This window comes from Acinetobacter terrae, from assembly GCF_002135195.1.
In the GTDB taxonomy this organism is placed as follows: domain Bacteria; phylum Pseudomonadota; class Gammaproteobacteria; order Pseudomonadales; family Moraxellaceae; genus Acinetobacter; species Acinetobacter terrae.
In genome coordinates this window covers 218,389-233,982 of sequence record NZ_NEGF01000003.1, presented here as the reverse complement: position 1 = coordinate 233,982, position 15,594 = coordinate 218,389, and the positions used below count along the sequence as shown (strand labels likewise).

Genomic DNA, 15,594 nt, shown 5'->3' with positions numbered 1-15,594 from the left:
GGATGCTTGTTTTTTAAGTAGTGGCGTGTTGGCGTTTGCTTGCCTTACGACCATGCAATAGGTAGTAGATGACGATACAGACTAAAACACATATTGCACTGTAAAAATACAGTTGTGAATAGTCGATATAATTCAATGCCTGACCAATGAAATAAGGACCAAAGCCTAAACCTGCATCCAGAAAAATAAAGAAGGTTGAAGTCGCAAATCCCATACGTTCGATGCTGGCACTTTTTACCGCAACAGTTTGGCAAACAGACTGAATATTGCCATAACCGAAACCCAGTAAGCCTGCGCAAAGCAAAAGCATAAATGAACTTTGTACCTGGCTTAATAAAACCAAGGCAATCGCCATAATGATAAAAGCAGGATACATAATGATATTTTCGCCTTTACGATCCATCAGTGGGCCGGTAAATGGACGCGATATCAAGATGGCAATGGCATACATCAAAAAGAAAAAGGATGCGGTTTCGACCAGATCAATTTCTTTGGCATAAAAGTTGATGAAGGACAACACGCCTGAATAGCAAATGGATGCCAATAACATAATAAAGGAAATCGGCAGTGCTTTATGTTCCACAAATTGGGAAATCCAACTGGGTTTTTCAACGGGTACAGAAAGATCAAATGGGTTGTTTTGTTGCGGAAGATTAGGCACTTGAATCAGCAGCGCAACCACAAGACAGCTCACCGCGATAATGCTTGAAACAATAAAAATGGCATTATAACCAATGTGCAGCATCATCCAGATGGCGAGGAAAGGGCCAATCGCCGTTCCCAAAGTACTGCTCATGCTGTAGTAACCAATACCTTCACCGCGACGAGTCGGCGGCAATATTTGCGCAATAATGGTGCCTAAAACAGTGGATGCCATACCCATCATAAAACCATGCATAAATCGCACAAGTAACAGCATGCCGACATCGAACTTCATAAAGTAGAAGCCGGAAAAGATCAGGAAGCCTGTTAAACCGACAATGAGTGTGGTTTTACGTCCAAAACGTTCCAGAAATTTACCGACAAACAAACGGCCAATCAGCGTACCGACAATAAACAAACCCGAGACTAGACCTGCTTGCGCCGTGGTTGCACCGAGTTCGGCTACGGCATAACCGACAATCACCACCACAAGAAGATAAAAGGTCAGGACCAGCTGAAAGTTAATCGAGCTGACAAGAATAAAATTTCTTGTCCATAAGGGTGCATTTTCATTCATGACGGGATACCTGTTTTAAGGTCTTGCAGATGTTCCATAAGTCTATGAAGGGTGTCCAATGTGCAATTTTGCGCATCTTGATCCAGTGGTAAGAGCAGTTGTTGTTCAAACACATCCATTTTTTCAGAGCATATTTGAAAAAGTTCTATACCTTTTGCACTCAGGATCAGTTTCTTTTGCCGTTTATCTTCAGTATCCACTTGTTCAAGAACTTCCAGTTGCATCAGTGCATGAATACGTTTTGCAATGGAGGGCTTGGACACATTGAGATATTCCGCAATGTCGATAGAGGTACAGCCTTGTTTTAATTGAATCACATACAGCACTTGCCACAAGGAATAGTTCAATTGATGTTGCAATAAAATGGTATTGATTTCATCACTCATTAAACGCGCGCAGCGTAATAATGAAGCACGAAATTTAAGTGGGTCTGGCATAATAGTTAGCTAGGGTAACTAAATTAATTAAACTTTACGCCTCTTTAAACGGTTGTTCAAGTATTCAGCAAGCTGAAAGCAGGATTTATAGGCAAAAAAAGACCCATCACATAAATGACTTCAGACCACTTTTAAAATGCTTCTTTATAAACTGTAGTGAGTAAAGGGGAGAGTGTATTGAAGTGCTTGGAATTTAAAGCAATACGTTCAAACGCTTGCTAATAAATCGCCAAGCTATAAGTGTGAGATTAAATTTTGCTTCTACGTAGTGGGCTGCTACTTGCTTTTGCAACAGTGCTTTTACAGATTGCGGTATATCTACAGCCAATGCTACCAGAAAAATATCAGATTGCTCCGGTCTGTCTGTCCATGACCCATCATTTAATTACGCCCTCATCTCCTTATGTCGATTCTTCTCATGCAGTTCATGCATCAGAACATCATCTGGATTTTTTGCATCCTTATTTTTCTTATCATCACGACCATGTACACGATGTACATCATCATCAATGTCAATATTGTACGGTTTATGGTGATCAGGTTCTGCCACCTGATTTTGCTATTAAAGCAGTGGTAGATCGAATACAGATGCGGTTCTTTGCATTTTTACAGCGCTTTAAACACGTTTATTTCGAGCTGCAACGGCTATTTTTAATGCCGCAGGGTCGAGCCCCGCCTTTATCTCTATAAAACTTTGGATTCCAGCTTTTAGCCATGGGATGAACAAAACTTTTTATAGAGATTATATGTATGAATATTCATTTTCTTCCTCAAGATCTGAGGAAACAGACAGCCTTTGCCAAAATTGTAGCTCATCCAAAGTGGATTGAAATAATAAATCAACATACTTTGTTTAAGATTCGGGCGTATGCTGAAACAGGTCAAAACAAAAAAATAGCGCGACTGTGTATCTCGTGCTCAATCACCACATTAACGAATTAAAAAAGGTGATGTTATGAATCTAGGTTTAACTGCACTTGAACTGGCACGAATTCAATTTGCATTCACAGTATCATTTCATATTATTTTCCCTGCCATTTCCATTGGTCTTGCGAGTTTCCTTGCCGTTTTAGAGTGGCGCTGGCTCAGAACTAAAAATCCTGTGTATCAAGACCTGTTCAAGTTTTGGGTCAAAATATTTGCCATTGCCTTTGGTATGGGCGTGGTTTCTGGCGTGGTCATGAGTTACCAGTTCGGAACCAACTGGAGTGAGTTTTCCCGTGTTTCAGGCAGTGTAACCGGACCACTTTTGGCTTATGAAGTGCTGAGTGCCTTCTTCTTGGAAGCCGGATTTCTAGGCATTATGCTGTTTGGCTGGGGGCGTGTTGGCCCTCGGGCACATTTCTTTGCCACCGTCATGGTTGCAGTTGGAACCTGTATTTCCATGTTCTGGATTTTATCGTCCAACAGCTGGATGCAGACCCCGCAAGGTTTCAGCATTGAAAATGGCATTATCGTTCCGCAGGACTGGCTTGCCATTGTTTTTAATCCTTCTTTCCCGTATCGCTTGGCACATATGGCAATGGCTGCATTCTTGGTGTCGGCCTTGCTGGTTGCAGCAACGGCAGCATGGCATTTAATCCAAGGTCGCCGTGATGCGTTGGTAAAAACGTCGTTTTCTATGGCCTTATGGATGATTTTGGCACTTACCCCCTTACAGGTTCTGATTGGAGACCTGCATGGTATCAATACCTTAAAGTATCAACCCGCAAAAATCGCCGCGATAGAAGGGCACTGGGAAACCAATCACAATGAAGGCATGCCTTTGTATTTATTTGGTATTCCAGATATGCAGGCAGAAGAAACCAAATATGCAATTGGTATTCCAAACGTGGGAAGCCTGATTTTAACCCACTCCATTGATGGGAAAGTTCAGGGCCTGAAAGAGTTTGCCCCTGAAGATCGGCCAAATTCGACCATCGTGTTTTGGAGCTTCCGGATCATGGTCGGACTGGGCGTGTTGATGCTGTTATTAGCACTAGTAGGTTTATGGCTCAGGAAAACTGGCCGCTTCTATGAAAGTCCATGGTTTCACCGTTTTGCTTTATTGATGGGACCCTCCGGCTTTATCGCAATGTTGGCTGGCTGGTTTACCACGGAAGTCGGGCGTCAGCCTTGGGTAGTCTATGGGGTGATGCGGACTAAAGATGCGTTATCACCGGTTTCAGCAGAACAAGTCGGATTAACCCTGATTATTTTTGTAGTGGTGTATTGCGTGGTCTTTGGCATTGGCATTTATTACATGTTGCGAATCATGCATAAAGGCCCGGAATTCGTTCATTCAGTACCGCATAGTGAAGAAAAGGTCATTCAAGCTTCGCATCGTCCATTGGGCAGTACCGATGAAGAGCTGGATGATCCGCCTATCGACAATCACCAGGAGAATGACAAATGATTGATTTATCTTTTATCTGGATTGTAATTATTGCTGTTGGCGTACTGATTTATGTGGTACTGGACGGTTTTGACTTAGGTATCGGCATCTTGTTTCCCTTCTTTAAGGCGCAACAAGAACGTGATGTGATGATGAATACCGTCGCCCCAGTATGGGATGGCAATGAAACCTGGATGGTATTGGGCGGGGCAGGATTATTTGCTGCATTTCCCTTGGTTTATTCGACGGTACTTTCTGCACTATATCTACCTATCATTCTGATGGTGGTGGCACTTATTTTCCGCGGCGTGGCTTTCGAATTCCGTTTTAAATCCAGACGTAACCGGCATCTTTGGGACATGGCCTTTATTGGCGGCTCCATTTTAACCGGATTTTTACAGGGCATTATTCTGGGTGCGTATATCCAAGGGATTAAAACCACCAATGGAATATACACCGGTGGAGGTTTGGATTGGTTAACGCCATTTTCAATTTTTACGGGTATAGGCGTCGTAGTGCTTTATGCCACTTTGGGCTGTGGATGGCTGATCTTTAAAACTGATGCTGACTTGCAAAATAGAATGTATCAGCTTATGCCGAAGATGATTATTGCCTTATTCATTATTTTTGGCTGCGTCAGTATTTATACGCCTTTGGCACATCCGGCAATTGCAGAACGATGGTTCAGTCAACCGCAACTCACTTATTTCAGTCCTGTCCCAATTCTGGTTTTGGTGTTTACCTTTCTGGCTTTACGCGCCTGTAAACAGCGCAAAGAACTCAGTCCGTTTATCTACACATTGGCCTTGGTATTTTTGGCTTATACCGGTTTTCTCATCAGTTTATGGCCTTATATTATTCCGCCATCCGTCACCATCTGGGATGCAGCCGCACCGCAAAGTAGTCAGTTATTTACCTTAATTGGTGCACTGCTTTTGATTCCAATTATTCTGATTTATACAGGTTTGTCCTATTGGGTATTCCGCGATAAAGTACGAGTTGGTGATAAAGGCTATCATTAAGGAGTAGATATGAAACTCTCACAAACCCAGTGGTTTATTGTTTTGTGGCTAGGTGGATTCTTTGCTTTAGCACTGGTGGCTGGGGCATTTCGGCTCTTAATTCAGTTGGCCTATATCTAAATAGGCAACTCAAGTTACTTTAAAAGTGGTCTGCTAAAAACAGACCACTTTGTTTTTGTCGAGCAGACCACTTCAGCGCGGTTTAAGTTCTATATTATGTTTATTCACTTTATAGCGCTTATAGTCCGAGGCGATCATGCTGCGAAGCCTAAGCTTCCAATTTATTTTAGATTTTTTTGATTTTACTCAAATTGATTCTACAAAAATTTTGCAACGACTGGGAATTGAATCCCTCGACGAATTTGATGTCATTCTTCAGCAAAGCCTAGCAGTTCGATCTGCGCAGCAATCATCTCATGATTACATCATTCAAAGCTCGACTTTAGAAAATAGCCTAAGTTATTTATTTACGCCTTTTATTTATGCGGTCTTGAATCAAAATACGATTTATATCGCACCACGACAAAATATTGTTGAACAGGTCTATGCGCATTATTTACATCTCGATGCATTAGAACTGAAAAATCAGCAATCCATTACTGAAATGAATCTATGTCTGGACTTGGTTCCAACAGAATTTAATGACGCTGAATTTAGAATATATGCTTTAGCCAAAGCCTTGCTTGATCCTGCTTGTCAGCATATGACGATGATCGGGCAAAGTGGGCTGAATCCAGCTACCAAACAACAATTGGCAAGTTTATTCCAAGTCCAGATAGATGAAATTTTACTGGATCAAAAACAGTTTAATTTGCCAGAAATTGATTTTAAAAAACTATTCTGGAAAAGAAAGACCCCTGAATTAGCACAAGTCTGTCAAAGCATCACACAGGAAAATGCACCTTTAGTCAGCCGCCAGTTTCATATGAAATTGAATGATGCAGCGCATTTGATAGACGATTTAATGTATAGCGAACATCTTTTTGAAAAATTATCTGTCTTTGGTGAATTTACCGAAACTATCTTTAAAAACAATCTTGAATCGAAATTGAGGTATGCTAATGAATGAACCTAAAAAGCCTTTCCCATATTTAGTGGTGGGAATTAGCCTGCTGTTAGGCTGCCTGTTCCTTGGGTTGTTCTTCTTGGCAGTGACCAATGAGCCAGAGTATATGCCTTCACATCAGAAGAAACTGGCTGAAGCAGCAAAGGTACAAGCTCAATAGATAATTCGCTCGCAGGATTAATGTCTTCTGAAGATGATGCCTTGTTTCGATAAGGCATTGTTGATTGTTATGAAATAAATATAAGTTGGATGTGTACAGGTTGTGAAATGAAACAAAATGAATTTATCCAATTATTAAGCCAAAATCTGGCACAGACCAATGAAAATAAATTAAGAACTAAAATATATTTAGCGATTAAAGAAACCTTGCCACAATTAAATTTGCAGTCCGATTTTAAATGTCCATCCACACGGTTTTTATCCGAACACTTAGGGGTATCTCGTGACACTGTAGAAAAAGTATATGCCCAATTAGAACAAGAAGGATTGTTGCAACGGATTAAAGGTAAAGGCACTTTTATTAGGGCACAGGTAAAAGCAGAATCTCAACCCTCTGAAGCTGTTGAATACCGACTTCCAGAAAATACCGAGCAGTTAGAAAATCTTTTTTTTGATCAAAATCTGAATTTTTTTGCCGATGGCATGCCTGAAATACGTAATTTCCCGTTTAAAAAATGGTACGAAACTGAAAAAAATGCGCTGAGTCAGTATGGTTTAAATATCTTCTTAAAAGATAATGCTGCTGGTGATGATCTATTGTGTCAGCAAATTGCCCAACACATTAATTTAAATCGAAATACTCAAATATCTGCAGAGCAAGTACTTATTGTGAATAGCACACAGCAAGCTTTATATCTTTGTGGACGGGTATTATTTAATCCGAATGATAAAATCATTATGGAAAATCCATATTATTCGAATGCCTATCAACTTTTTAAGCATATGAATCTGGATTTAAAATGTATTGGTTTAGATCATGAAGGTTTAAAAATACAGGATTTTGCCGATATTCAGGATACAAAAGCAATTTACGTGACTCCGGCTAATCAGTATCCCAGCGGCATTCCAATGAGTGCAACACGCAAAGAACAAATTATTGAATACGCAGAAAAAAATAATAGTTATATTCTTGAAGATGACTACGATGCATTGGTACTGAACAAAACTCAAAACACGGCCATTTTAGGTTTAGACCCTTACCAAAGAACGATTTATCTGGGTTCTTTCAGCAAGTACATTTTACCGAGTTTAAGACTATCTTATTTGATTTTGCCTAAGGCGTTAATCGAGCCTTTTAAGCGCTATCGCAATTATATCGATGGCAGTGCGCCGTCTCAATATTTTCAGGTTTTACTTGGAAATTTTATGCAACGCGGATACTACGCTGAATATTTAAGACAGATGCAGCAGCTCTATTTAAAACGTTATCAAACGTTTATGAGTTGTTTTGAGTATTATTTATCTGAATTTTGTTTTATGAAACAGCATCATCCAAGTATGCAGGTGGCATGTTATTTTAAATCAGAGATTCCAAATGCACTTGAACAAGCTTTGGTAAATGGTGCAGAGCTAAATAATATTAAAATTACTCGTCTAAGCCAGTTTTATGAATATGATCGTGAATATGGTTTTGTACTCGGGTTTAGTTCACTTAACGATACTGAAATTAAACTGTGTATGAAACAATTACGCCAATTCATACACAATGAATTGGCGCGCCTGATATAAAGCAATCTAATATTTTTTATAATAAAAATTTAATTCTGTTATTTATTCTGTTTACGATAAACACTCGGACGTACAGGGCGGGAGCTTTTCCATAAACCTTTTTTCTGTTTTTTGGCTTTGTCTTGAAGTGACATCATATATTGTAGATGTTTTTTATCTTTGATGTATTCTTCATAGACCCAAGCCGCACCACGTCTGACCATCTCTTCATTCATGCTTTTACGATAGCGGTAAATGACCCCGACACAGCGCCCATATCGATCAACATCGGTAATTTTTATCCGTACCCATTTTTGGTGCACCATACTTTTAATCAAACGTGCCGATTCTTTACCATATTCCTGATTTGATTCTGGCGCATCGACATAGGCAAAACGTAATTTGGTTTCTGAACGTCGTAAGTTTAAGCGATGGCAGGTGAGAGTATCACCATCACTAATGGCTGTGACGCGGCAATAATAGCTTTTTCCCTTTTTAAAGGGTCTCAATAATTGGGTAAAAAATTGAGTGATTTTTCGAAAAATAAAAAATAAAACAATGCACAACAGCATGCCCAAAATAATGAGCCAAACAGGGGAGAGATTTGCCAACATAGAAGAAATCTTTGTTGAAATTGGCTTGAAAACTTCAGTCCAAATTCAGCAATAAAAAAGAGAAATATGAGGTTTTAGTGTAATTCAAATGGCAAAAATTAAGTGATGAATAAATAGGCAAATAGTGCTGAAACCTTCACCAACTCAGTATTTCGTCTATTTATTCAGCAAAAGATTATATCTAAATAACAAATAACGCAGATCTATATGAGATGCTAAAATAGCTATAAATAGCCTAAGTGAATTCTATGTCTTTTCATGCAAAAAATTAGCTATAAAAAACCCATTTTTAAAAATAACATGAGTTGATTTTATACCTAAATAGCCTAAGCAGATTAATATCATTATTATAAAATAGCCTAAGTAAAAATTTTGGAAATTTCGCTTCGCAAAAAACTATGCCGTGAATTTAATTCCAAATCCCTGTGCCAATACATCCCCAAATCAATATTTGGAAGTTGTACAGGGACATTAAAAATATTCAGACCCTCTGCCAGTTGTAAATGAACCAATATATTTTTAGGAATGGTGAGAATGGCTTGAGGCTGCTGGCTTAAAATCTGCAGGGCGGTGGAATAATGCTGACAACGTAAAAAAATCTGACGAGAAAGCTGTTTTCGGTTCAAATAAATATCTTCAACCAAAACCCCAGTACGTCGTGATGAAACTCCAATATGCGGTGAGGCCAGATAAATATCTTCAGTCATGCTTTGCTGCTGAGTACACACCACAAACTGGTCCTGCACCAGTTTTTCAAATTGAATTTTTTCCCCAAAGTTTTGTTCTAAATCAATCACAAAATCTACTTGCTGAGTGGCTAGATCGGTAAGGACATTTTTACGGTCTAGCTTAATACTGGAGAATTGAATCGCTAAATTGAGTTGATGAAAATGTTCTACCAGTTTAGGGAAAATAATCGGTTCGATTTCATCATGCACTGCAATTTTTAAGGTCTGTACCATGCTCGGGTCAAAATTTTGTTTTTGTATTGAAATACTTTGAATGGCAATCAAGGCATTTTTAATCACAGGATAAATTTGTTCAGCAAATGGTGTAGGAAGCATTTGATTGCCTGCACGGACAAATAAATCATCCTGCAAATGTTGTCTTAGCCGTTGCAAGGCATGACTGGCCGCAGATTGGCTAATACATAAAATCTGCGCAGATTTGGAAATACTTCTTTGCTCATAAATCGCAATAAAAAGTGGATATAAATTAATATCGATACGGTGGAAAATTGCCAGATCAACGGTACTACCCATCGGACTTTTATTATGAATACTGTTCATAGTGTGGTATTGAATTAAATCATTTTGTTCATAGTAGTTTTCAAGCTAAGGTGTTGTAAAGAGCAGTAATGACAATATTTAGAAGGAAGTTGCCATGTTTGAATTATCAACACATGCACAAGATTTTGTAGAACGAACCAAAACTTTTATAAAAAATGAAATTGAACCGATTGAAACTGAATTTTGGAATGAAGTTCATTCGTTGAATCAAGGGGGTGACTGGACCAAATGGCAGTGGCCAGCGCAAATCGAAGTTCTTAAAAATAAAGCCAAAGCAGCTAGGCTTTGGAACATGTTCCTGCCTGATCCTGTTTTAGGCCAAGGGCTTTCAGTTCAAGAATATGCCCACATTGCTGAACTGACAGGGCGCAGTTTAATTGCACCTACCATATTTAACTGTAATGCACCTGACAGTGGCAACATGGAAGTGTTGTGGCGTTATGGTTCTGATGCCCAAAAACAACAGTGGTTAACGCCCTTACTCGAAGGCAAAATCCGGTCAGTGTTTTGTATGACTGAACCAGATGTCGCTTCTAGTGATGCAACCAATATGCAGGCGACGGCGGTCATTGAAGGTGATGAAATTGTTTTAAATGGTCGTAAATGGTGGTCGTCAGGTTTAGGCGATCCTAACGCAAAAATCATCATCTTTATGGCACACACACCAGATGAAAGCAAAGACCGTCATCATCAACATTCCATGGTTTTAGTGCCTGTAGAAACTGCGGGTGTGAAAATAGAACGGATGCTGCCTGTATTTGGTGATTATGATGCACCACATGGTCACGGCGAAATCAGCTTCAATAATGTCCGTGTTCCGGTTGCCAACTTTATTGGTGGTGCGGGGCAAGGTTTTGAAATTGCCCAAGGTCGTTTAGGACCAGGTCGTATTCATCATTGCATGCGTTGTATTGGCGCGGCAGAAAAATCACTTGAACTGATGATTGACCGCGGCATGAGCCGAACTGCTTTTGGTAAAGAAATTTTAAAATTGGGCGGTAACCTGGAACGTGTTGCTGAAGCCCGAGTTGCCATTGATCAAGCTCGACTTTTAACTTTGTATGCCGCGTATAAAATGGATACTTTAGGCAATATGGCTGCTTTAACTGAAATCTCTGCGATTAAAGTAGTTGCGCCAAGTGTGCTGGAAAAAGTAGTCGATATGGCAATCCAGATTCACGGCGGTGCAGGGGTTTCGCGTGATACACCACTGACAGGTTTCTTTGCTCAAGCACGTAGCCTACGTTTGGCCGACGGTCCCGATGAAGTGCATAAAGGCATGATTGCCAAGCTTGAACTGGCAAAACGTGGCTACGGTTCACGTCGCAAGTAATATCTAAAAATATTGTAGATGAGACTTCTTACAACTTTGTACAAATTTTCCTATCAATGGAAAATGAAAAAGGTATAAATAAGGTGATGTAAGAAGTCTTTTGAAATTGAAGATTTAGGAAAATAACAATGTCAGTCATTGATGTGAGTGGAAATGTTCGTCCGGGCGAAGAACTGGACGTAAACGAAGTAGAAAACTGGTTAAAAGCACAAGGTATTGATTTACAGGGTCAGGTCGAAGTCACTCAATATTCAGGTGGAGCTTCAAACTGGACTTACCGTTTGAAATACGACAATACTGATTTGATTCTACGTCGTCCGCCTAAAGGTACTAAAGCCAAATCTGCCCATGACATGACACGTGAATACAATGTGCAAAAAAATCTGGCACCGTTCTATCCTGTACTGCCTAAAATGGTCGCGTTGTGTCAGGACGAATCCGTGATTGGCTGTGACTTCTATGTGATGCAAAGGATAGAAGGCATTATTCCGCGTGCCAATTTACCCAAAGAACTGCATTTCAATGAAGCACAAGTTCGCGAACTGTGTATCAATGTCATCGACAAATTGATTGAATTGCATCAAGTCCCTTATCAAGGAACAGAGCTGGAAAAACTGGGCAAAGGCGACGGATACTGTCGTCGTCAGGTGGAAGGTTGGGATGCACGCTATGAAAAAGCCAAAACCTTAAATGTACCTTCATTTAAATATGTGCGTAACTGGCTTAAAGACAATATTCCTGCGGATTCGACCAGTTGCATCATTCACAATGACTGGCGTTTTGATAATGTGATTTTAGATCCGAATCATCCCACTCAGGTCATTGGCGTGCTGGACTGGGAAATGGCCACTGTGGGCGATCCATTAATGGATTTGGGTTCAGCTTTGGCATATTGGGTTGAAGAGACTGACAATCAAATCTTTAAAGCGACACGTCGTCAACCTACCCATTTAAAAGGCATGTTTAGCCGTAAAGAAGTGGTAGATTATTATTTAGAAAAAACGGGTCTGCAGCCTGAAAACTGGACCTTCTATGAAGTGTTCGGCATTTTCCGTTTAGCCGTGATCGCGCAGCAAATTTATTACCGTTATCACCACAAACAAACCAATAATCCTGCGTTTAAGGATTTTTGGATTGTAATTCATGCCTTACATATCCGTGCATTAAAACTGATTGGTAAACAGAAGTTCGAAGCCAATGACATTGCACAGAAATATAAAGCAAAACTTCAGGAAATTTTAGGAAAAGTAAAATGACCACAATTTATCTGATTCGTCACGGACAGGCTTCATTTGGTGCGGAAAGTTATGACAAACTTTCACCGAATGGCGAATTGCAGGCAAAATTATTGGGTCAGTATTTCAATCAAATTCTGAAAGAAGAACCTTATGTCGTTGCCGGTTCGATGCAGCGTCATCAACAAACCGCCAATCTTGCTTTGGCTGAATGTTTTCCCGAGGCAGAAATTCAAACTGACAGTGCATGGAACGAGTTCAACCATCAACAGGTTTTTGCCCAATATGAACCGCGTTTTAATGAACCGCATTTGTTAAAACAGGATGTTGAAAATGAAGTCAATCCACGGGCATATTTAGCCAAAATTTTTGAAGGTGCCATTGAACGCTGGACCGGTGGTGATTATCACCATGAATATGATGAATCCTGGCCAGATTTTAAAAGCCGTGTAGAAACGGCACTGCAAAATTTATGTGATGAATTGGCAAAAACCAAACCGCGTTATGCCGTAGTATTTACATCGGGTGGTGTGATTTCGGTGGCTGCAGGAAAATTACTCGAGCTTAATGCAAATCGTACTTTTGCACTGAATTGGGCAATTACCAATACCAGTATGACTACATTACGTTTGGTTGGAAACGAGCCACAATTATTAAGTTTAAATGAACATCATTTTATTAAAGCTGAAGATCCGCAATTACTGACATGGATTTAATATTAAAAAAATAGGAAAGGAATAGATCATGGCAAAAACGATTTTAATTACCGGTGCCAGTTCGGGTATTGGTGCGGGAATGGCACGTGAATTTGCCCAAAAGGGCTACAACCTTGCAATTTGTGCACGTCGTTTGGAACGTCTTGAAACATTAAAGCAAGAACTTGAAAGCAAATATGGCATTAAAGTGATTGCGAAAACTTTGGACGTGACCAATTACAATCAAGTCTTTGAAGTATTTAAAGCTTTCAAAGAGGAATTTGACACGATTGACCGTGTGATCGTAAACGCAGGTGTTGGGGATGGACGTCGTATTGGTAAAGGCAATTTTGAAATTAACCGTACTACGGTAGAAACCAACTTTATTTCTGCTTTAGCGCAATGTGAAGCGGCTGTTGAAATTTTCCGTGCGCAAAATTCTGGTCATCTGGTGATGATTTCATCGATGAGTGCAATGCGTGGTATGCCTAAACATTTAACCGCGTACGGCGCAAGCAAGGCAGGGGTTGCACATTTGGCAGAAGGTATTCGGGCCGAACTGATGGATACGCCAATTAAAGTCACCACAATTTTCCCGGGTTATATTCGTACCGAACTGAATGAAGGCGCGAAGAAATTACCTTTTGAAGTGGATGAAAAAACAGGATCGCATTTACTGGTGAAAGCCATTGAAAAAGCACCCATCAAAGCTTATGTCCCACAATGGCCATGGTTACCATTAGGTTTGGCAATGAAAGTATTGCCGCTAAAGTGGGTGAATAAGTTGGGTTGAGGAGCTAATGAATCGAAGGCGCTGAATGCGCCTTTTATTTTTCCAAGATTTTTTAATAAACATTAAGGTCGTGATAGCGACTCAATTATCTATTATTTTTAGAAATAAGAATGCCTAACATCATAATGAAGGTGCTCACTCCACCTATGACAAAACTCATGAGTCCCATTTCAACAGTCAATATCTCATTCCAAAGATTATTATTGCTCCAGGGTACATAAACACCCTGTCTCCACAAAAAGCTAATCGCACATAAAATGAGAAAGCTGATGAAAGTTGCAATGATAAGCGTAACGACAAGATTTTTCCAAATTTTACAGCCGACGATTAAGGTAATAACGGTGAGGCCAACTATTGCAATTATTGATATTAATAAAACACTATTCCAATAGTCCATATTGATTACTCTTGGCTAAGTCAATAATAAAATTATGAGAGTTTCGTGTTTAAATTTCTAAATGTTACTTTAATATGAATCTCCGATAAAAAGTAGGTAATTTTTCCAAAAAATGCTGGAGTTTAGCTTTCTTATGAATAAATCTTTATTAAATTACTGAAAAGCAGATTGTTTAGTTTAATTAGATGAAACTGAATTTTTAAAATAATTGAAAGAAGATATTTACTGGATAGAAGTTTCGCATCAAATGGAACAATAACGGCTTATTATTAAAGTCTGATCAGTGAAGTAATTATACTCTAATTGTATTAATGCAAAGATCGAGCAAAAGTCCGAATTTTAAGGAGGGACTTTTTAGCCAAAATTTTATATATGTGAGTTCCCAAAGAATTTAATCAAAGCCGCTTGCACAATCACTTGCCAAATTACATAAGAAGATCCACCAACATAACTTTTATAGGTCAGCATGACCTTGGGATTTCAAATCCTGCGCCACAAGAGGCGAAGTTTCTAAAATACTTAAGCCGTTATTGTTTTGCGATAATCCATAAATATTTGCTGAAATAAGAAAATAATCTATGTTTTAAATTGATGATATTCTTTGTATTTATAACGATATACACATTGGGTCAATGATTTTAACAAGCTAAAACCGTATATTGATCAGGATATTTTCCGCTACTTGCATCTTTTATGTTTTTAAAAATTTCAACGATCGCCCTTATTCCATCCCTGATTATTCAAGGCAATGCAGTCAAAAAAAATACCTTACGCTTACCCGAACCCGAAGGAAACCGTCAGGGGATTATCGGAACAGGAAAAGCACTGTCTATTTTAATTTTAGGTGATTCGGCAGCAGCAGGTGTCGGGGTTGAAATTCAGGAAGACGCTTTATTGGGCGCAGTATTGCAACAATTAAAAGATAGGTATGAAATCAGTTATAAGCTAGAAGCAAAAACCGGACATACCACAGGACAAGTGATTAAAACTGCCAAAAATATGTCAGCTCAACACTTTGACGTGGTGATTACCTCTGTAGGGGTGAATGACATTACTAAACTGATGCCACCTGAAAACTGGATTAAAAAACAGCAACAACTTTATGCAGAAATTAACCAGAAGTTTACACCTGAATTGATTATTGCCGCTGGTGTGCCGCCGATGAACATGTTTCCGGCTTTACCCAATCCACTGGCATGGTTATTTGGACAATATGCCAAAGGCATGAACAAAACTCTTGGGAAATTCGTGCAAAAGCAAGCCAATATGCAATGGATTGAATATGATCTAGAACGATTTAAAACTTTAAACTTGGAAATGGCAGCGGACGGTTTTCATCCAAGCAAGGAAATTTATGCACTTTGGGGTGAACAGGTGGCAGATAAAATTCGTCAAATGTTTTAAATTAAGCTA

At 39.4% G+C, this 15,594-nt stretch carries 17 protein-coding genes; 12 read left to right on the top strand and 5 right to left on the bottom strand.

Going from position 1 to position 15,594, the window contains the following annotated elements; translation table 11 throughout:
* Nucleotides 1-13: 13 nt before the first annotated feature.
* Both B9T23_RS05300 and B9T23_RS05295 read right to left on the bottom strand, forming a co-directional pair.
* Entirely contained in the window at nucleotides 14-1,219 is a 1,206-nt protein-coding gene (locus tag B9T23_RS05300) for an MFS transporter (RefSeq protein WP_086193308.1), read from the bottom strand.
* Nucleotides 1,216-1,656: a MarR family winged helix-turn-helix transcriptional regulator gene (locus B9T23_RS05295; RefSeq protein WP_086193307.1), complete on the bottom strand. Its 441-nt coding sequence runs from the start codon at nucleotides 1,654-1,656 to the stop codon at nucleotides 1,216-1,218. The genes B9T23_RS05300 and B9T23_RS05295 overlap by 4 nt, the downstream gene beginning before the upstream one ends.
* 255 nt (nucleotides 1,657-1,911) lie before the next feature.
* Between B9T23_RS05295 and B9T23_RS05290 the strand changes: the two genes are divergently transcribed.
* From B9T23_RS05290 to pdxR, 7 genes are all read left to right on the top strand, one after another.
* Nucleotides 1,912-2,346, top strand: coding sequence for a DUF2946 domain-containing protein (locus B9T23_RS05290; protein WP_086193306.1), 435 nt, complete (start codon nucleotides 1,912-1,914; stop codon nucleotides 2,344-2,346).
* A gap of 265 nt (nucleotides 2,347-2,611) precedes the next feature.
* Nucleotides 2,612-4,051, top strand: a complete 1,440-nt coding sequence (locus B9T23_RS05280; RefSeq protein ID WP_086193305.1) for a cytochrome ubiquinol oxidase subunit I — start codon at nucleotides 2,612-2,614, stop codon at nucleotides 4,049-4,051.
* Nucleotides 4,048-5,052 carry a cytochrome d ubiquinol oxidase subunit II gene (gene cydB / locus B9T23_RS05275; protein WP_086193304.1) on the top strand — a complete coding sequence of 335 codons (1,005 nt, stop codon included), beginning with the start codon at nucleotides 4,048-4,050 and terminating at the stop codon, nucleotides 5,050-5,052. The genes B9T23_RS05280 and cydB overlap by 4 nt, the downstream gene beginning before the upstream one ends.
* A gap of 9 nt (nucleotides 5,053-5,061) precedes the next feature.
* Entirely contained in the window at nucleotides 5,062-5,172 is a 111-nt protein-coding gene (locus B9T23_RS05270; RefSeq protein WP_086193303.1) for a DUF2474 domain-containing protein, read from the top strand.
* A gap of 136 nt (nucleotides 5,173-5,308) precedes the next feature.
* The gene (locus tag B9T23_RS05265; protein ID WP_086193302.1) at nucleotides 5,309-6,121 is read left to right on the top strand and encodes a hypothetical protein; all 813 of its coding nucleotides are present in this window, start codon (nucleotides 5,309-5,311) and stop codon (nucleotides 6,119-6,121) included.
* Entirely contained in the window at nucleotides 6,114-6,278 is a 165-nt protein-coding gene (locus tag B9T23_RS16765) for a hypothetical protein (RefSeq protein ID WP_165493776.1), read from the top strand. The genes B9T23_RS05265 and B9T23_RS16765 overlap by 8 nt, the downstream gene beginning before the upstream one ends.
* A 107-nt stretch (nucleotides 6,279-6,385) precedes the next feature.
* Nucleotides 6,386-7,846, top strand: a complete 1,461-nt coding sequence (gene pdxR, locus B9T23_RS05260) for a MocR-like pyridoxine biosynthesis transcription factor PdxR (RefSeq protein ID WP_086193301.1) — start codon at nucleotides 6,386-6,388, stop codon at nucleotides 7,844-7,846.
* Between the two features lie 38 nt (nucleotides 7,847-7,884).
* On the opposite strand, the gene B9T23_RS05255 is transcribed toward pdxR, so the two are convergent.
* Nucleotides 7,885-8,439: a thermonuclease family protein gene (locus B9T23_RS05255; RefSeq protein WP_086193300.1), complete on the bottom strand. Its 555-nt coding sequence runs from the start codon at nucleotides 8,437-8,439 to the stop codon at nucleotides 7,885-7,887.
* Between the two features lie 359 nt (nucleotides 8,440-8,798).
* On the bottom strand, nucleotides 8,799-9,728 hold the full coding sequence (locus B9T23_RS05250) for a LysR family transcriptional regulator (RefSeq protein ID WP_086193299.1): 930 nt from the start codon (nucleotides 9,726-9,728) through the stop codon (nucleotides 8,799-8,801).
* Nucleotides 9,729-9,822: 94 nt separating this feature from the next.
* On the opposite strand from B9T23_RS05250, the gene B9T23_RS05245 reads away from it, so the two are divergent.
* The 4 genes from B9T23_RS05245 to B9T23_RS05230 all read left to right on the top strand — a co-directional run bounded on the left by B9T23_RS05245 (nucleotide 9,823) and on the right by B9T23_RS05230 (nucleotide 13,784).
* Entirely contained in the window at nucleotides 9,823-11,061 is a 1,239-nt protein-coding gene (locus B9T23_RS05245) for an acyl-CoA dehydrogenase family protein (protein ID WP_086193298.1), read from the top strand.
* A 128-nt stretch (nucleotides 11,062-11,189) separates the two neighbouring features.
* Nucleotides 11,190-12,317 carry a phosphotransferase family protein gene (locus B9T23_RS05240; RefSeq protein WP_086193297.1) on the top strand — a complete coding sequence of 376 codons (1,128 nt, stop codon included), beginning with the start codon at nucleotides 11,190-11,192 and terminating at the stop codon, nucleotides 12,315-12,317.
* Nucleotides 12,314-13,012: a histidine phosphatase family protein gene (locus B9T23_RS05235; RefSeq protein WP_086193296.1), complete on the top strand. Its 699-nt coding sequence runs from the start codon at nucleotides 12,314-12,316 to the stop codon at nucleotides 13,010-13,012. Before B9T23_RS05240 ends, B9T23_RS05235 begins: the two co-directional genes overlap by 4 nt.
* Nucleotides 13,013-13,040: 28 nt before the next feature.
* The gene (locus tag B9T23_RS05230) at nucleotides 13,041-13,784 is read left to right on the top strand and encodes an SDR family oxidoreductase (protein ID WP_086193295.1); all 744 of its coding nucleotides are present in this window, start codon (nucleotides 13,041-13,043) and stop codon (nucleotides 13,782-13,784) included.
* An 85-nt stretch (nucleotides 13,785-13,869) separates the two neighbouring features.
* Here B9T23_RS05230 and B9T23_RS05225 read toward each other — a convergent pair whose 3' ends face one another.
* Nucleotides 13,870-14,181, bottom strand: a complete 312-nt coding sequence (locus tag B9T23_RS05225; RefSeq protein ID WP_086193294.1) for a hypothetical protein — start codon at nucleotides 14,179-14,181, stop codon at nucleotides 13,870-13,872.
* 693 nt (nucleotides 14,182-14,874) lie between these two features.
* Here B9T23_RS05225 and B9T23_RS05220 point away from each other — a divergent pair.
* Entirely contained in the window at nucleotides 14,875-15,585 is a 711-nt protein-coding gene (locus B9T23_RS05220) for an SGNH/GDSL hydrolase family protein (RefSeq protein WP_086193293.1), read from the top strand.
* Nucleotides 15,586-15,594: the final 9 nt, after the last annotated feature.